This is a genomic window from Flavobacteriaceae bacterium HL-DH10, from assembly GCA_031826515.1.
GTDB classification, from domain to species: Bacteria; Bacteroidota; Bacteroidia; order Flavobacteriales; family Flavobacteriaceae; genus Thalassobellus; species Thalassobellus suaedae.
On sequence record CP134536.1, the window covers coordinates 981520 to 1000809 of the forward strand.

General features: G+C 31.2%; 16 protein-coding genes and 1 pseudogene. 2 read left to right on the top strand and 15 right to left on the bottom strand.

Translation table 11 applies throughout. The annotated features are described in order from the left end of the window. Window positions 1-39 precede the first annotated feature (39 nt). The gene (locus RHP49_04355) at window positions 40-1446 is read left to right on the top strand and encodes a mannosyltransferase (GenBank protein ID WNH13492.1); all 1407 of its coding nucleotides are present in this window, start codon (window positions 40-42) and stop codon (window positions 1444-1446) included. 10 nt (window positions 1447-1456) lie between these two features. Here RHP49_04355 and RHP49_04360 read toward each other — a convergent pair whose 3' ends face one another. The 14 genes and pseudogenes from RHP49_04360 to RHP49_04425 all read right to left on the bottom strand — a co-directional run bounded on the left by RHP49_04360 (window position 1457) and on the right by RHP49_04425 (window position 14499). After that, window positions 1457-1825, bottom strand: a complete 369-nt coding sequence (locus RHP49_04360; GenBank protein WNH13493.1) for a hypothetical protein — start codon at window positions 1823-1825, stop codon at window positions 1457-1459. A 221-nt stretch (window positions 1826-2046) separates the two neighbouring features. Continuing rightward, on the bottom strand, window positions 2047-2268 hold the full coding sequence (locus RHP49_04365; GenBank protein ID WNH13494.1) for a hypothetical protein: 222 nt from the start codon (window positions 2266-2268) through the stop codon (window positions 2047-2049). 14 nt (window positions 2269-2282) lie between these two features. Further along, the gene (locus RHP49_04370; GenBank protein WNH13495.1) at window positions 2283-2606 is read right to left on the bottom strand and encodes a hypothetical protein; all 324 of its coding nucleotides are present in this window, start codon (window positions 2604-2606) and stop codon (window positions 2283-2285) included. A 49-nt stretch (window positions 2607-2655) separates the two neighbouring features. After that, entirely contained in the window at window positions 2656-4182 is a 1527-nt protein-coding gene (locus RHP49_04375) for a bifunctional GNAT family N-acetyltransferase/carbon-nitrogen hydrolase family protein (protein ID WNH13496.1), read from the bottom strand. A 2-nt stretch (window positions 4183-4184) separates the two neighbouring features. Beyond that, window positions 4185-5159 carry a deoxyhypusine synthase family protein gene (locus tag RHP49_04380; protein WNH13497.1) on the bottom strand — a complete coding sequence of 325 codons (975 nt, stop codon included), beginning with the start codon at window positions 5157-5159 and terminating at the stop codon, window positions 4185-4187. Next, window positions 5149-6088: pseudogene (gene speB / locus RHP49_04385) on the bottom strand (agmatinase). Before speB ends, RHP49_04380 begins: the two are co-directional and overlap by 11 nt. Beyond that, complete coding sequence (locus RHP49_04390) at window positions 6078-7475, bottom strand: arginine decarboxylase (protein ID WNH13498.1); 1398 nt, start codon at window positions 7473-7475, stop codon at window positions 6078-6080. The pseudogene speB and the gene RHP49_04390 overlap by 11 nt, the downstream one beginning before the upstream one ends. A gap of 524 nt (window positions 7476-7999) precedes the next feature. Further along, a complete protein-coding gene (locus RHP49_04395) occupies window positions 8000-8854 on the bottom strand; it encodes a S4 domain-containing protein (protein ID WNH13499.1) in 855 nt (284 codons plus the stop codon). A 78-nt stretch (window positions 8855-8932) separates the two neighbouring features. After that, window positions 8933-9835: a geranylgeranylglycerol-phosphate geranylgeranyltransferase gene (locus tag RHP49_04400; GenBank protein ID WNH13500.1), complete on the bottom strand. Its 903-nt coding sequence runs from the start codon at window positions 9833-9835 to the stop codon at window positions 8933-8935. Between the two features lie 54 nt (window positions 9836-9889). Next, window positions 9890-10819: a mevalonate kinase gene (locus tag RHP49_04405; GenBank protein ID WNH13501.1), complete on the bottom strand. Its 930-nt coding sequence runs from the start codon at window positions 10817-10819 to the stop codon at window positions 9890-9892. Window positions 10820-10939: 120 nt separating this feature from the next. Next, window positions 10940-12019, bottom strand: a complete 1080-nt coding sequence (locus RHP49_04410) for a diphosphomevalonate decarboxylase (protein ID WNH13502.1) — start codon at window positions 12017-12019, stop codon at window positions 10940-10942. Continuing rightward, window positions 12020-12559 carry a DUF1697 domain-containing protein gene (locus RHP49_04415; GenBank protein ID WNH13503.1) on the bottom strand — a complete coding sequence of 180 codons (540 nt, stop codon included), beginning with the start codon at window positions 12557-12559 and terminating at the stop codon, window positions 12020-12022. It abuts the gene before it with no gap. Then, the gene (locus RHP49_04420) at window positions 12560-13813 is read right to left on the bottom strand and encodes an NAD(P)/FAD-dependent oxidoreductase (protein WNH13504.1); all 1254 of its coding nucleotides are present in this window, start codon (window positions 13811-13813) and stop codon (window positions 12560-12562) included. Continuing rightward, entirely contained in the window at window positions 13810-14499 is a 690-nt protein-coding gene (locus RHP49_04425) for a glycerophosphodiester phosphodiesterase family protein (GenBank protein WNH13505.1), read from the bottom strand. Before RHP49_04425 ends, RHP49_04420 begins: the two co-directional genes overlap by 4 nt. A gap of 61 nt (window positions 14500-14560) precedes the next feature. Here RHP49_04425 and RHP49_04430 point away from each other — a divergent pair, with 61 nt between their 5' ends. Next, window positions 14561-15403, top strand: a complete 843-nt coding sequence (locus RHP49_04430) for a hypothetical protein (protein ID WNH13506.1) — start codon at window positions 14561-14563, stop codon at window positions 15401-15403. A gap of 145 nt (window positions 15404-15548) precedes the next feature. Here RHP49_04430 and RHP49_04435 read toward each other — a convergent pair whose 3' ends face one another. Beyond that, a complete protein-coding gene (locus RHP49_04435; GenBank protein ID WNH13507.1) occupies window positions 15549-19244 on the bottom strand; it encodes a metallophosphoesterase in 3696 nt (1231 codons plus the stop codon). Window positions 19245-19290: the final 46 nt, after the last annotated feature.

Here is a 19290-nt window from a genome sequence, read left to right on the forward strand (position 1 = left end):
TTTGACTACATGATGCGCAAATAAGATTATATTTGAAATATGCTTTTAAATGCTACTTTTTTTAAACTAAACAGGACGCCCTTACTTATAGTTTTGGCAAGTTTTCTGTTCTATATATCTTTTGCTTATGACTTATTACGTACCGATTATCTGAAATTAATGATGCTTTTTGGAGCCTTATTTTTTTTATTTTATAAGCTGATTCACTTTTTTAAAAGCAACATCACCTTTTTAACCTATCTTGCTTTTGGTTTTAGAGCTGTTTTTATTTTAGCAATCCCCAATTTATCACAAGATTTTTATCGTTTTATTTGGGATGGAAGGATGATTTTAGAGGGTTTTAACCCTTATCTTTATAATGTAGAATCGTTTATTTCTAAACAGATTTTTCCCGTTGCACAAGCCCAAGATCTATACGCAGGAATGGGCGCTTTAAATGCGAGTCATTTTACAAACTATCCGCCCATAAACCAATTATGTTTTGTTATTGCTGGTTTGTTTTCTGGTAAGAGTATTTTAGGTTCTGTAATCGTTATTAGATTACTGATTATTTTGGCTGATTTTGGTACACTCTACTTTGGGAAAAAACTTTTAAAAAAACTCAACCTTCCTGTTTATAATATATTCTGGTATATTTTAAATCCATTTATAATTATTGAACTCACAGGTAATCTTCATTTTGAAGGGGTTATGATTTTCTTTTTAGTTTGGAGTATTTATCTTCTACACATTGAGAAATGGTCATGGGCTGCTGTAGTTTTAGCGTTGTCTATTTCAACAAAATTGATTCCTTTACTATTTTTGCCTTTGTTTTATCAGTGGTTTATGAAACGTAATGATAGAAAATGGATTCCTGCCTTCGCAGGAATGACAAAACTTATTAGCTTTTATGGTATTATTGCCATTATAACCCTACTATTATTTCTGCCTTTTTATTCTTCAGAATTTATAGATAACTATACACAAACTATTACACTATGGTTTCAAAAATTTGAATTTAATGCTAGCCTATATTATATTGCTAGAGAAATAGGATATATCTTTAGAGGCTATAACGAAATTGCTGTTATTGGTAAAATACTAGCACTTTTGGTCGTTCTATTTACACTTAGTATTAGCTTCTTCAGAAAAAACAAAACAACTGTAGAACTAATTACTGCGATGTTGCTGGTTTTAAGCTTTTATTACTTTACAGCCACAACATTACACCCATGGTATATTGCCACGCTTTTAATTTTATCGGTGTTTACAAAATATAAATTTCCGCTGGTCTGGAGCTTTATAATTATACTGAGTTATCTGGCCTATATAAATGTTAATAAACAAGATAAATCTGAAAACCTATGGATTATCGCTTTTGAGTATGCAATCGTATATGGCGTATTTATTTGGGAAATGTTTTATAAAAAAAAGCTCCCGAAAAAGGAGCTTCATTTAAAAATATAATGAAATAAAATTACTGTTTTTCTAATTTAATAATCGTATTTATTTCATCTTCAGACTCATTACCGTCTTCATCAATAGATTTTTCGACTGTAGTGGTATACGTAATTTTAAATTTTGTTTTAATTAAAACTTCATCATCTAAATTAAATTTCTCTAAAACAGATGCTTTAACATCTTGAAAGGTGAATGTTTTTTCTTCTCCTTCCCCATCAAGGTAAATAAAATTATATCCGTAATCTTCATGACCGTCGTAAGTTCCTTTTAAAACTAAATCGTCATGAACATTAATATCTGTTATATCTAGAAATGTATTAAAGCTAGATAGCGAAAAAAACAACAAAGCGACAACACTTACAATAATTAAAAATTTTGTTTTCATTTTGATAAAATCTAAAAATTAATTTGAAAAATATATCGGATATATGCCTACCACAAGTCCGAATTACTTACAGCAACTTTACTCATAAAATCACTAGTAGCTAACTTCTCTTTATATTTTCGCTTTAATTTAGATTTAAATTACACAAAACTCTACCTTTCGTAATATCAATGCTTAAACATCTTAATACCATGTAAAATAACGTTTCAATAAAACAAATTTTAAATTGGTTTTAAGCTTTCTACTCTATAAATAACATCATCTCCGTCTTCATCTTCCACAAATGTTATTCTAAATTCTTGTTCAACTAAGTTTTTGTCATGTTTTAAATCATACTGTTTTAAAACACGTGGATGTACTTCTTCAAAGGCTAATTCCTCACCATTTTCAAACCAAAAGTTGTAATAACCGTTTTTGTATTCCTTAAAAACAGCTGTTCTCATAATACTAATTTTTATTAATCGTTATCGTCTATATCTTCATCAACTATATCTGGATCTTGAACTGCTTCTGGATCATTATTATCAAAATCTTCATAATCATCTTCATCATAATTTTCCATAGTTCGTTCCAATTTCGTACTTACTTTTACTAAATACTTAGTATCGTCCGTTGTTACCTCGACAGCTTCTATGATTTCATTATGTTGATTTTTGAACGATATAATATGATCATCATCATAACCATCAGGATATTTTTCAACTAAAAGCGCCAGAATTTCTGGAGTCAATTTTTTAAAATCTACGATAACTCGTTTTAAATTATCATTTCTATTTTTCATTTTTCTGGGGTAAAGGGTTAGTTACAAGTTTAAATATACTTATTTAAGATTATTTTACACGAATAACATCATAAAAATCTTTTCTTCTATCTTTTAAATTTTTAACAGCTCCAAACGAGTGAAGTTCTCTTAACAAACTTAAATCTACATCGGCAACTAATATCATTTCGGTATTTGTTGTGGCTTCTGCTTTAATACCATTACTAGGAAATGAGAAATCACAAGGCGTAAATACTGCCGATTGTGCATATTGAATATCCATATTATTTACATTAGGTAAATTACCAACGCTTCCAGATATGGCTACATAACATTCATTTTCTATGGCTCTTGCTTGTGCACATAAACGCACACGTGAATAGCCATTTTGAGTATCGGTTAAAAAAGGAATAAATAATATATCCATACCTTCATCAGCTAATAAACGAGCTAATTCGGGAAATTCTGAATCATAACAAATAAGTATCCCTATTTTACCACAATCCGTTTCAAAAGTTTTAAGTTTATTTCCGCGTTGCATACCCCAAACTTTGGCTTCATCTGGAGTAACGTGTATTTTCTCATACCGCTCAAAACTACCATCTCTTCTACATAAATAGCCTACATTATACAATTTATCGTCAACGACCTCTGGCATACTACCTGAAATAATATTAATATTATATGATATAGATAACTGCTTAAGTTTATTAATTATAGTTTCTGTAAATTTTGCTAATTCTCTAATAGCATCTGGCTCGTGTAAATGATTAAATTCAGCCATTAAAGGCGCATTAAAAAACTCTGGAAATACAGCGAAATCTGATCTGTATGCAGCGACACTGTCAATAAAGTATTCTACTTGCTGCATTAAATCGTCTAAACCTTTATAAGGTCGCATTTGCCATTGTATCAAACCAAGTCTTACTATAGTTTTTACCGTACTTGCTTTTTTTCTAGGTTTAGTATAATAAATATTATCCCATTCCATTAAAACAGCATATTCATTAGATGCCGTATCACCTTCTAAATAATTCTTTAAAACACGTACAGGATGAAAATCGTTAGAAATTTGAAAATTTAAAACGGGGTCATGAATTTCTTTACGCTTTACCTTTTCAATATATTCCTTTGGTGTTAATTCTTTATGCTTATGATAATTAGGCATTCTACCTCCAAAAACAATACCTTTCAAATTTAGGTTTTCACAGACTTCTTTTCTATAATCATATAGCCGTCTTCCTAATCGTAAACCTCGGTATTGTGGTTTTATAAAGACATCGATACCATATAATACATCGCCATCTGCATGATGATTTTTAAAGGACTCTCCGCCTATAATATCTTCATAAGTATGTTCATCATCAATACTATCATAATCTACAATAAGCGACAATGCGCATCCTGCTATATCTCCATCTATTTTAATAATAACCTGTCCTTCTGGAAACATTGAGGTTAAATCTTCAATATGGTGCTTTTTCCAGTAGGAATTAAGCACACCTGCATAAGACTCTAATGTTGCTGTTTTTAAATCTTCAAAATCATCAACAGTTAGGTACTTAAGTTCTATATTTTCAATTTTTTTTGCGTCCATGGTTATTGACCTAATAAATAGGCAAAAATTAATGGTGCAACAATTGTTGCGTCACTTTCTATTATAAATTTAGGTGTATTAATGTCTAATTTTCCCCAGGTAATTTTCTCATTTGGTACGGCGCCAGAATACGACCCATAACTTGTTGTAGAATCGCTAATTTGGCAAAAATAACTCCAGAAAGGTGTATCTGTACGTTCCATATCTTGATAAAGCATTGGCACAACACATATTGGAAAATCACCTGCAATACCGCCTCCTATTTGAAAGAAACCTATACCATTTTTAGAATTATCGGTATACCAATCGGCTAGAAAGGTCATGTATTCTATACCAGATTTCATGGTACTTGCTTGTAATTCTCCTTTTAAAACATAGCTAGCAAAAATGTTACCCATTGTGCTATCTTCCCAACCTGGGCATACTATAGGCAGGTTTTTTTCTGCAGCAGCATACATCCAAGAATCTTTTAAATCAATTTCGTAATACTGCTCTAATACACCAGACAATAACATTTTGTACATATACTCGTGTGGTAAATAGCGTTCGCCTTTGGCTTCTGCTTCTTTCCAAATTTCAACAATATGACTTTGTAAGCGTCTAAAAGCTTCGTGCTCTGGAATACAAGTATCTGTGACACGGTTTAAACCTTTTTCTAGCAAATCCCATTCTTCTTGTGGTGTTAAATCGCGATAATTTGGTACACGTTTGTAATGCGAATGTGCTACTAAATTCATGATATCCTCTTCAAGATTGGCACCAGTACAAGAAATAATTTGAACTTTATCTTGACGAATCATTTCTGCAAAACTTTTACCTAATTCAGCCGTACTCATAGCACCTGCGAGCGATACTAACATTTTTGCACCACTATTTAATTGTGCTTCGTAACCTTTTGCAGCATCAACTAAGGCAGCTGCATTAAAGTGTAAGTAATGTTTTTCTATAAATTGAGAAATTGGCCCTTTAGTACTCATCGTCATCGTTGAATTTAGAAATGTTATTTTTTTGTTTTGATGTCTGGTTTGCATTATCGTAATCGTCATCTATAGCTTCATCCATAAATTTATAACTTAACATTTTATAATACAACTTTGCTGCTAAAAAGTCGGATGACTTTTCTCTTTTATTAGGACATAACTCTACAATATCAAATCCTACCACATTTTTTTCTGCAAATACTTGTTTTAAAAAATCTAAAGTTTCATACCATAGTAAACCGCCAGGTTCTGGAGTTCCTGTACTTGGCATAATTGAAGGATCGAAAGCATCTAAATCGAATGTAATAAATACATTATCTGTCATTTGATCGATTGCTGAATCCATCCAAGTATCATCAACTGCCATATCATGAGCAAAATATGTTTTCTCTTCATCCATTACGGTTTTCTCCATGATATCCATAGAACGAATCCCCACCTGAATTAAGTTAGTCGTTTGACTTGCTTCATATACAGCACAAGCATGATTACATATTGAACCATCGTATTCTTTTTCTTAAATCGGCATGTGCATCGATATGTAAAACCGTTAGACTTGGATACATTTCGTTAAACGCACGAATGGTTCCAATAGAAATAGAATGTTCACCACCAAAAATGGTAACAAATTTATTTTTTTTGATGTATTTTTTAGTAGCTAGATGCACTGCATCTACCATAGCTTCTGGCGAAGCATCTTCAGTAACGGCATCAGCTAAAAACACACCTTGTTGATATACTTCGGTACCTGTTTCAATATCATAAAGCTCCATATTTTCAGAAGCATTTAAAAAAGCATCGGGACCTTTATCAGCTCCTTTTTGCCACGTACTAGTACCATCATAAGGCACAGGAATTAAAACAATTTTTGCACGTTCTAATTTTGCAAATTCTTCTGGAATACCAGCATAAGTATTATTGCTCATAACCTAAAATTTTAAGTAAGTCTTCACTTTTTTGTTGTTCACTAAATAGTTTTGTTGTGATGTTTCCATCAGCATCTCTATCAATTAAAATATGTTTTGGAGACGGAATTAAACAGTGCTGCAAACCGCCAAAACCACCAATAGTTTCTTGATAAGCACCTGTATTAAAAAAACCAATATATAATGGTTTATCTTTATTATATTTTGGCATATAAATAGCGTTCATATGTTGTTCACTATTATAATAATCATCACTATCACAAGTTAACCCTCCTAACAAAATACGTTCGTAACTATCTTGCCATCTATTTATAGGTAATAAAATAAAACGTTTATTTATGGCCCAAGTATCTGGCAACGTCGTTATAAAAGATGAATTAATCATATTCCATTTTTCACGATCGTTTTGTTGCTTTTGATACAATACTTCATAAATAGCACCACCACTTTCGCCAACAGTAAAACTACCAAATTCTGTAAAAATATTAGGCACATCTACTTCTTCTTCCTCACATGCTATTTTAATTTGATTAACAATTTCATCAATCATATACTCGTAATCAAACTCAAAACCTAATGAATTTTTAATTGGAAAACCACCACCAATATTTAAACTATCTAAAGACGGACAAATCTTTTTCAAACTGGTGTAAACTTTTAAACATTTATGAAGTTCGTTCCAATAATACGCGTTATCCCTAATACCTGTATTTATAAAAAAGTGAAGCATTTTAAGAGATACTTTCTTATTGTTCTGAATTTGATTTTTATAAAAAGGAACAATATTTTTATAGCCAATTCCTAAACGCGATGTGTAAAACTCAAACTTAGGCTCTTCCTCTGAAGCTATTCTAATCCCCACATTAAATCCGCCATTAATCTCTTCAGAAAGCAAATCAATTTCTTCATAATTATCAATAATAGGAATAGCATTTTTATGCCCATTATTAATTAATCTGGCAATATTAGTAATGTATTGAGCACGCTTAAAACCGTTGCTAATTACAAATGTATCATCTGTAATTTTGCCCTCTGCTTTTAAACTCTCAATAATATCAATATCAAAAGCCGAGGATGTTTCAATATGAATATCATTCTTTAATGCCGTATCTAATACATGCTTAAAATGCGAGCTCTTTGTACAATAGCAGTAGTTATATTCACCCTTATAATCATGCTTTTCAATAGCACTTGCAAACCACTTTTTAGCCTTATTAATATTATTTGATATTTGTGGTAAATAAGTAAACTTTAACGGCGCACCATATTCTTTTGTTAATTGCATTAAATCTATGTCATGAAAATGCAATTGTCCCTTTTCAACTTTAAATTCCTCTTGCGGGAAATCAAAAGTCTGATTTATTAAATCAATATATTTTGTATTCAATGTGTTATTTTAAAAAAGTTAAAGATGTAATTTGTATATTAACTAGACGTTAAGATAGTAAAAAACAAACAATATCAAACTTGAATTTCTCTTTGGGTAGTAGGCACAAAACCATATTTATGCTGAATAGCATATATAGGAGATACGGAAGTTAGCTTTAAAATTCGGTCGCTTAATCTGTAAGCTGCTTTTGAATATGACTTCCTAATTTTCAAAAGCCCGAACATAGAAACAGAGTTCAAATTGTTCAGCTAAATAGATTGCAAATGAAAAACAAAAATTTTAATTACAAACTTTTTTTTACTTTTTTTTTGAAAAATTTTTAGAAACTATTTTTGGTAGTTATCAAATGCCCAAGTTTTATTATTGCTTCTATTTTAAACTATAAAACTCATAAATATAATGATTTAATTTCACGTCCTCCTAATTTGGAGAGCAAAACATATAGTTCAATCCTTAAAGCAAAAAAAAAGAGGTATGAATTAAATTATCACACCTCTTTTAAATTATTATTTATTTAGCATTTATAACATCTTCAATGTATTCAATTCCTGCTCGGTTAAATGTTTCCAGCTACCACGTGGAATATCTTTTTTAGTAAGATGACCTATAGCAACACAGTCTAAATTAACCACTTCATATTTTAAATAATCAAAAATGGTTCTAATAATAGTGTTTCCTGTATTTTTTACTTTTAAGCCAATTTCTTTTTTAGAGGCACCATCTATATAGCTAATTTCCTCAACAGCAATAAGCTTACCTTCTACTTTAAAACCTTCCTGAATTTTCTTTAAATCTTCAAGTCTTAAATTCTTATTTAATTCTATATGAAACAAACGAGAAACGCCATTTTTAGAATTTGTAAACTTATCTGCAATAGCATCGTCATTGGTAAAAAACAATAAGCCTTTAGAATTTCTTCCTAAACGCCCAATTGGCTTTATACGAGATGTTGTAGCGTTAGCTACCAAATCCATAACCGTTCTTCCTTTACCCTCACTTGTTGTCGTTGCAAAACCTTTAGGCTTATTAAGCAATACATATGCTTTTTGTTCTGGGTTAATTCGTGCACCATCATAGCGCACCTCATCTTCTAACTTTACTTTATAGCCCATTTCGGTAATTACTTTACCGTTAACAGTTACCAAACCAATAGCGATATGTTCATCGGCCTCACGACGTGAGCACATACCAGAATTAGCGATGTATTTATTTAGCCTAATTTCGTTCGGATTACTAGGTTTTTTAGGTTTAGGTGTTGGCGTAACACCTCCTTTTTTTATAGGTGCATTTCCTCTTGCATAGCTCTTTCCTTTACTATTATCACTACCTCTACCTGAAGGTTTTCCTTTTCCTTTACTCCCTTGATGCCTGTTCATTGATTACAAATTTTTGCAAAGATACAGAAAGCTTCATAGCTTTCAATCTTCAAAATTACAAATATAAAATTACGATTTTTAAATACGATTTAAAATAACACTAACATCTATTAATAAAAGACAAAAAACACCTGTTAGAATTATAAACTTAAGAATATTATGAAGTATTAAATAATGTATTTTTGTGCTCGATTTCCATAATAAAACTAAAAACACAAGCAATAAAAACACACTTAGATAGAAATAATAATACATATAACCTATATTATATTTAAACAACAAAAAATATGTTGGTATTAAAGTAAGACCAGACAATACACTAAGCATTATTTTTGATACTTTTTCACCATAAACAACTGGAATGGTATGATAATCTTGAAGCAAATCGCCTTTAATACTTTCTAAATCTTTGGTTAATTCACGCATAGAAATAATTAAAAACAAAAACATGGCATGCACAAAAACAACGTGCTCAAAATTTTTGTAATACATGAAAATAGCAAAAAAGGGTGTAATTGTTAAAACAGCCGAAGTTAAATTACCAATAAATGGTAGTTTTTTTAATTTATGAGAATAAAACCAAATACCAAAAATGTAAAATGCAAAGAAAACAACAGCATTAAAAGACACATAACTTGCCATAACTACAGCCATAAAATTAAGCACAAAATAAAATGACAATTTTGTGTTTTGACTTACCAATCTATCTAACCTTGACTTAATAGGTTTATTGATTAAATCTTTTTCAGAATCGTAAAAATTATTAATGATATAACCCGCTGCAATGGTTACTGATGATGCCAAAACAAGCATTAATAAATTAACATCAAAAACAACAACTCTTAAAGGTTTATCATGTGCCAGAACATAAATAGATGTAATATACTGAGCAATAACTACGACAAGAATATTATAGCCTCTAACTACAGAAAACATACTAAAAAATTTAAGTAGAATATGTTTCTGTTTTCTGTTTAACATAAAAACGTATTTGAAAAGACTCTCAGACTTAGCTAAGTGTAGCAGATTCAAAAATTAGAAATTGTATACAACTTCTAATTTATAATCTGAAAGAGATTGTTTTGCTTTTTCAATATCTTTGGTAAAACCAAGAATATAACCACCACCACCTGATCCACAAAGCTTTAAGTAGTACTCATTAGTTTCTATACCTTTTTTCCATAGTTCATGAAATTGCTGTGGAATCATGGGCTTAAAATGATTTAAAACGACTTTAGAAAGTTGTTTTGTGTTTTTAAACAAAGACTTAATATTTCCTGTTAAAAAATCATCAACACAAGCATCTGTATGTTTTATAAATTGATTTTTAAGCATTTTACGAAAACCTTCTTGCTTCATGCTTTCCATAAACAAGCTTACCATAGGTGCCGTTTCGCCAATAATACCGCTATCAATTAAAAAAACAGCTCCTATTCCATCACTCTGTTGCGCTGGAATACCTGTAGCCTCAATATTGTCTTTTGAATTTATAAGAATTGGAATGCTTAAATAACTATTTAAAGGATCTAAACCTGATGATTTGCCATGAAAAAAAGATTCCATAGCAGAAAAAATAGCTTTTAACTTTAATAGCTTTTCTCTGGTTAAATTTTCCAGAACAGTTATTTTATCAAAGGCATACTTATCGTAAATAGCAGCCACTAAAGCACCACTGCTACCAACGCCATAACCTTGTGGTATTGAAGAGTCGAAATACATACCAGAATTAACATCCTTTAATAATGTATCACTATCAAAACGCACTAGCTCATCATCAATACTTTGAATATACGTCGCAAATCGTTTTAAACTTTCGTTAGATTTGATAGTCTTTTCTGATGGATCTGCATCCATTTTTAAAGCACCATTATAAAAATTATAAGGAATAGATAAACCTTTAGAATCTTTTATGATTCCATATTCTCCGAAGAGTAATATTTTAGAGTAAAACAAAGGTCCTTTCATGTGTTTATAATTATTGTTTTTCATCAGTCACATGTACCATTCATTTAATCATTTTCTTGGGTATCGAAAATTTAGTTATGAATGTTTCATAAAACAATTCTTTGATGTGATTTTGCAAAATTACAACAGTTTTGCTCCAAAACCAATTCTATCACTAATATAGTGACCTTTTTGACAGTACACAACTAACTCGCTCTTAATGAATTCCAAAACTTGTTCACTTTCAATTTCTGGGTATAACACATGCACATTAGCTCCTGCATCTAATGTAAAACAGATTTTAGAACCTGTATTATGCCTAAATGCCCATATTTTATTGATAATTTCAAGTGTATTAGGTTTCATTAAAATGAAATACGGCATACTCGTCATCATCATAGCATGAAGTGTTAACGCTTCACTTTCTACTAATGCTATAAACCTATCTAAATCGCCACTTTTTAAGATTGAAATTATATCAGTAAGATTTTTATTTGCTTGTTTAAATCGTTCTTGAGCAAATGGATGTCCATGCATTAAATTATGGCCAACCGTACTACTTACTTGTTTTTCGCCTTTATCAACTAATAAAATAGTGTCTTGATAGTTTTTGAAATTCTCATGAACTTCAAAAGGGTATTTTACTCCAAATAAATCGGAACTCCCATCAATAGCATCGTGTTTACCCCAAACTACTAAATCACCTTCAAGACTTCTACAAGCACTTCCAGAACCTAATCTTGCTAAAAAAGATGCTTTTTGAATAAATAACTTATCAGAAACACTTTCAACTAATTCTTTTTCAACACTCATTAAACACAATGCTAAGGCGCTCATACCTGATGCTGAAGAAGCAATACCCGAACTATGAGGAAACGTATTTGATGTTTCAATTTTAAAATGATACTGTTTCAAAAAAGGCAAATAAGCTTCAATACGTTTAAAGAATGTTTCAATTTTTGGTTTAAAATCATCTTTCTTTTCTTCATCTAAAAATACTTCAAAAGAGAAATTGGCTTTACTTTCTTTTTTTGAAAAACTTAATTTAGTTGTCGTCTTACAATCGTTAAGCGTAAAACTTATAGATGGATTTTCTGGGATTTGATTTTCCTTCTTTCCCCAGTATTTAACTAAAGCAATATTACTTGGAGAAGACCATGTAAAACTTCCGTTTTCAACAGAACCTGTATATGGTTTCGGAATAAATTGTTGTGCTGTCATTTAACCTATTTCAGTTGACAAAGATAACAACTTTAGCATTGTTTTATAGTTTCTTGTAGTAACAGACACTTTTAATTTCCGTTCGAAGAAATTATTGTTGCATTTTGCTTTTCCGTAGCCCACTGGAGAATAGAAATACACACAATCATCGGTTATTACAAATTCTTCATTCGGATATTGAATTTCTTGTGTTTCAATAATTAAATTAACATCTGGGACAACATGCAAAATTGAAAAATAACTATTTTCTTTATTTGTCTCAGGAAACGGACACGTATCAAAAATTATTTTTAGTTCTTTAGGTGTTCTCACTAAAACGGGAACTTCAAAACCAAAATGATCGAGAATCGATTTTTGAATATTATTTTCTAAAGCCTTTATACTTTTTTCAGAAGATTGAAATATTACATTCCCACTTTGTATATACGTTTGAACGTTTTCTAAACCAGATTTAGAGAGCAACTCGCGTAATTCTGCCATGGAAACTTTTTTCTGCCCACTAACATTTATACCTCTTAATAATGCGATGTAAGTATTCATTTATTTTGAAATATTCTGAGCTACAATATAAGCTCCTGTCCACGCATTTTGAAAATTAAATCCGCCCGTAACCGCATCTATATTCAACACTTCTCCCGCAAAATATAAGCCTTTATGCAATTTACTTCCAAAAGTTTTAAAATTAACTTCTTTTAAATTTATACCGCCAGCAGTTACAAATTCTTCTTTAAACGTACTTTTTCCATCAACATTAAAAACTGCTTTTGTAAGCTGACCTGCTAATGCTTCTAATTGCGCTTTATTTAAATCTGCCCATCTAGTCTCGGCAGTCATATTTGATGCTAACACCAATTTATGCCAGAGGCGTTTTGGCAAATCAAATTGGGTTGATTTAAACACTGTTTTTTTAGCTAAATCTTGTTTTAATGTTTTTAAAAAACCTAAACAATCCTCAAATGCTTGTCTGATAAAATTAACTTCAATCTCAAATTTATAATCTCGTTTAGCAAACTCAATGGCTCCAAAAGCAGATAATTTTAAAATAGATGGCGCACTCATACCCCAATGTGTAATAAGCAATGGTCCTTCTGATTTTAAAACCTCTCTGTCTCTTTGAGACATCTCTCCTTTAGATGGAGAGAAATTATTTAACACTGTAATCTCTACATTTAAAGCCACTACACCAGGAATATCTTGTATACGTTCATCTTTAATATTAAAGGTAAAAAGCGATGGAACAGGTTGCGAAACTGTATGTCCCAAATCTTCTAAAAGTTTCCATATTTTAGGATTACTTCCTGTTGCAATCAATATTTTTTTTGAAGAAAAAACACCTTGAGTCGTTTCTATTTCAAATAAGTCTGCTTCTTTTTGAATTGATTTTACCGAATGATTCATTAAAACCTCAACCTGATACTTTTCAGCTTCATTTAAAAAACAATCAATAATAGTTTGCGACGAATTAGATACTGGAAACATCCTGCCATCATCTTCAATTTTAAGTGCAACACCACGTTTTTCAAACCACTCAATAGTATCACCCGTCATAAATTTATGGAAAGGACCTAACAATTCTTTTTCACCACGTGGATAATTCTGCACCAATTCTTGCGGAATAAACTCAGCATGTGTTACATTACAACGTCCGCCACCAGATACTTTTACTTTGGTTAGCACTTCCTTTCCACGTTCTAAAATAGCGACTTTTAAATCGGGATTTTGCTCAGCAATATTAATAGCTGCAAAAAAACCTGCTGCACCACCTCCTACTATTATAATATCTTTCTCAATCATATTCTGTCTGGAAAATCTGAAATTATAGCATCTACATTATAATCTTTCATACGGACAATCGTGTCTTTATTATTAGCTGTCCATACATTCACTTTATAACCCATATCTTTTGCCTCCTTAACATTATTCCTAGTTACAATGGCAATATTAGGGTGTATTGCATGGGCATTAATTGTTTTTGCAAACCCTATAGCCTCATCAACATTGGCTTTTGTAAGGACCGCTAAAGGCACTTGAGAATTTAAACTAAAAATATGTTCTAATTCATGATGCTGAAAACTAGAAACTATAAAATCACCATACATCCATCCGTGATAATCTATATGTTTTTTAATAATTCTTTCGGTTTCTAATGCTGTATTACGACCCTTTAATTCAATATTAAGTAAACACTTTCTATCAATAAAAGTGACAACTTCTTCTAAGGTTGGAATATCAAACTGACCATTAACTTGAAACGTTTTTAATTCTGAAAGTGTGTATTTTGAAATTTCTCCACTTGCCTGAGTCATTCTATCTAAAGTGAAATCATGAAAAACGACAAGCTCACCTGAAGCACACTTATGCACATCTATTTCAATACCATCAACACCAAACTCTAAAGCCTTTTTTATAGATGCCATTGTATTTTCAGCCAGATGCCCCATAGCACCTCGATGTCCTATACGTAAACAAGGTTTTTCCACTTAAATAATTCTTATTAAAAATATCTCTGTAAATTTAGCATTATAAATTATGACAGCCTAAATGAATAAATTTCTTTTATTAGTTATACTCCTAAACGCTTCTTGCCACACTAATAATCCTAAAATTATAGCCGATTTACCAAAAGATCTAGAAGAAGTTTCGGGAACGGAGACCATTGCTGATTCTGATTTAATTTGGATGTTAAACGATAGCGGCAATAAACCCAACCTTTACGGAGTAAGCAAAAAAGGAAATATAAAAAAAGAACTAAAAATAAAAGCTAAAAATAACGATTGGGAAGATTTAACTTCAGACAAAGCAGGTAATCTTTATATTGGTGATTTTGGAAATAATTTGAATGAACGCGAAAACTTAGCCATCCTTAAAGTAAAGCATTCCGATTTAAACAACAATAAAGCCATCGACATTGAACGCATTTCGTTTTATTACCCTAACCAAGATAAATTTCCTCCTAAAAAAGACAAGATGTATTTTGATTGCGAAGCATTCTTTCATTTTAATGACAGCCTCTATTTATTCACTAAAAGCCGCGTAAAAGATAATCCCGGAAAAACAGACGTCTATAAAATACCTGCTACAAAAGGTAACCATGCTGCTAAATTTGTGGGCACTTTTACTACTTGTGAAGATTTAACGTGTTGGACAACCTCTGTAGATATTAGTGATGATGGCAAGCAAATGGCTTTACTAACTCAAAAAGCAGTCTTGGTATTTTCAAACTTTAATGCTGATAACTTTTTTAGTGGTAGTATTGAAACCTATCATTTCAACTCTGAAACACAAAAAGAAGGCATTTGTTTCAAAAACAATAAAACACTTTATATTACCGATGAAAGAGATCAAGGTGGTGATGGTAATTTGTATGAACTTAAGTTGAAATAAGAAATTTATCTGGCTTCATTTTACCCTAAAAATCAAAAAAAAAAAAAAAAAAAAAATGAAATCCTTTATTTTAGATTCTCGCCTGCACGGGAATAACAATTTTAACGGAAACTCTTAGACGAAGCCTAAGAGAATTTCTTTTCGATTAAAATCCAAAACCAACTTTAAATGCTAAACGCAGACCATCATCACTATGAAACGTCGATACGTTAAGTGTTAAAATATCGGCTGCATTTGCAAAAACACCACCTCCAATAGACGTGTTCCATGAGTTAGAATTAAAATTAGAACTTGAAACTAATTCGTTGTCAACCCAAACACGACCATAATCAAAACCGCCATATACACCAATATTTAAAGGAAGTAATCCTGTTTTTACTTTACGAAGATTTAAACGTAAATCGGTACTTTGATAAAAAGAATTTTTACCAGAAAACCGCTCGTTTCTATAACCACGCAATCCATTATTTGCTCCTAAATTTGCTGATTGATAAAACTCAAAATCATCTCCAAAAATAAAATGTGCTTTTGCATTAGTTGCCAAAACCAATTGCCCGCTGGAAACCAATTTATAATCAAAACCTAACTCTGGAATAAAATAAGCTAATCCTTTTGATTCCTCTAAATTAGATTTATAACCAACTTGCAAACTCGTTTGCATGCCTAAAGTTGGAAATGCCTCATTATCTTTATTTTTATAACTATAAGTAGCTTCTGCTCCAACAAAATCCTTTTGGTTTTCAGTGCCGTTAGCTGTATAAAAATCATTAATAAATCTATCGCTTGTTTCTTCAACTTCAATAGACTCATAACTCAACCCTAATTTAAAATGAGCACCAGTACTTCCTCTCCAATTTATTGATGGCGCAAATTTTAACGTACTTAATTTTACACGGTTATAATCCATATTAAAATTAACTTCATCATCAACATTTAAATTAGGCGTACTATTTCCATAACCGAAGAAATTAATAGAATAATTAGGACTTGTAAATTTAGCATTTAATCCCAAATTCCAGGAACCAACAACATTAGAAAACTCAGCATTATATTCAAAATCATATCCGCTGGTTGCAAAATAATATGATGCAGAAAGCGTGTGTTGTGAACTAAACGGATTGCGTTCAAACCCATAATTAGTTAATGTATTCACAAAACCTATTTTAAATCCATCATCTGGATTTGCACCTAAAGTTGGCATAACTTGATAGGTGCTATTTTTAGGTTTACTATAATCATAAACATTGGTTTCATAATCATCTGTTAAGTTTTTACACCCTTTATTTGTAGTGAACTCACTTTTTTTAGACTTGTAATCATAGATTTTAACTTTCTTGCCATTTTCAATAGTGTATCTGTCATTATTTTGCCCACCAACAAGTCTAACTGTAATTAAATTATCGCCCTTACCAAAAACTTTAAACACATCTTTATCATCTAAACCATAAACCCAAAGTTCTTTAGTTTCAGATTTGTTATATATTTTCTCATGCAATACAGCTCCTTTTTCTCCATTCTTTATTCTATATACTGCTAACTTTGTTTGTCCGTTTGGCATACGTTCAATTTCAAATAAATCATCTTTATCTGTCCCTTTTATTATAGGCGTTTTATTAATTACCCTATAATATCTATTAGCAATTTCAGGAAGTTTTTTAAGCCTTGCCTTTAGTACGTGTTTTATTTTGGCTATTGTTTCTCCTTGTACTTCTTCTGGAAACGCTTTAAATGCTCTATCTATAACAGCATCGGTTAAATTCTTTTGAATGTATATAACCTGTTCTTCCCAATGTTTTTTTGAGGTATTAGGAAGTAACATCATATCTAATGAAAACGGACTAAAGTTAAACCCTTTTACATTTCTAATATCATCATTAAAACCTTCCATTAATTTTAACGGTGGCACAATTCGGGTTGCTAAACTCATTAAAGCGCCATCTCCCATATTAGAAAAAGCTTGATCTCGATCTCTTGGAATGGGTCTGTAAACAATTTTGTTAGATTCTTCAAATTCTGCCCATCGCCATTGATCGACATGTCTATCCCAATCTCCAATTACCATATCAAACAATCTGGCCCGCAAAAACATGACATCATCAACAACATATTTTTCATCTTTACGTAATTGTTTCATTAAGTCGTCAGTACTTTCAATTTTATTAGCATTTCCAAAACTCTTAAGATTGCCATGACCATCAGACACATGCTCTTCAATCATATAAAGTTCGTCTCCAAAACTGGAATTAAAACTAGCTAAAGCCTTTTGTTTTGGAACAAAATACAATACGGGGTTTGTATGATACAAATTAACTGCATCTGATAATTCTCCAGTAACAAATGGCGCATAAGGATGTGACCCCGTATAGAAATCTTGTAATACACGCTCGGTAACTGTACCATCAAATTGTCCTTCAATGTATTGATCTTTAAACGCCATGGCTTGTAAATACACGGTAGCACTTTTTCTAATGGCACGCATAACATAACGCTTCCCTTCTTTATTTATTAATTGAAGTGATTTTGATTGATGCCCGCCTCCTTTTCTTGTTGGTGTCAATCCTCCAAAAAGGGTATCTAAATTTACTGTTGGCACGTTTACTTTAGTGCCATAATATTTTCTATAACGCTCTCCCCAGATATATTTATGGAAATTACTTTTTTCAACTTCCTCAACTGAATAAACTGAAGCTAATTCCTGATTTGGAAATGATTCTCTGTAATTAGTAATCTCTTCATTTTCATCTTTAGAATAGATTTCAGTTTGAAAAATGACTTTGTCCTGTTGTGCTGAATAAAATCTAACAAAAGAAGATCCATCTTTAAACACATCCAATCTGGCAAACCCATTATCGCTAGAAGAAAACGCACCATTTACATTACGTGTTGCTGTTGCTTTAGAACCTGCTCCACTAATAATTTGAGCCAAATTATCTTGCTCTAAATATTGTAAACTATGCTCATGTCCAGACACAAAAATGACTTTATCGTTCTCCTGAGCTAAGGTTACAACACGCTTTTTAAAAGCACTATACTTTTTGTTTTGTAAATCGGCAGGCGATACACCGCTTGTTTTTCTTAAAATATTTTTAAGGGTTCCTAAAACCGGAATAGGCTTTAAATGCGATACAAAATCATATTGTCCGCCATGTGGACCATTACTAAACATGGGATGATGCAAAGCGATAACAGTTGTTTTACCTCGTGCTTTTTTAATTAAACTCTCTAGTTCTTCAAAAAATTTAAATCGTGTTTTTATTTCGCAATCATCATTAATAGTTGGATGTTTATCCCAATTTGTAATATACCATTCAGAATCAATAATTATCATAACAATATCATCCGAAATATCTACTTTTTCAATAGGACAACCATTTTCTGGTAAAAACGTATTTTTTCCTAAAATGTCTTCAACAAAATTTTCTTGACGTTTTAATCCTTTTAAACCACCACTATACCAATCATGATTTCCTGGGATAAAAATGGCATCTCCCTTAAAACCTTTAACTGAATTGGTTTGAACTACTAATTGATGTTCGGCGAAAGCCCTACTTTCTTCTCCCTTTTTCGGCATCCCTTTTGGATAAATATTATCACCTAAAAACAATACCGTACTTTTTTTTGAAGCCTCTTTTAGAATTTTTCCAAAATCTTTTATTGCTTCAGATTGAGAACCTAAAGGCGAATTTCCTCCATCTCCAATTAAATAAAAAGAATGTGCAATTTCCTTATTAGGAAAAATAGTTTCTGTTTCTGGGTTTTTATATTGAGTCTTATAAGTAGCGCAAGCATTTAGAATAATGACTACGACAAACAAGTATGATATTATTTTAAACCTCATCATAAATTGGATTAGTTTATCAAAGATAATAATTAGGTTTTTAATGAAT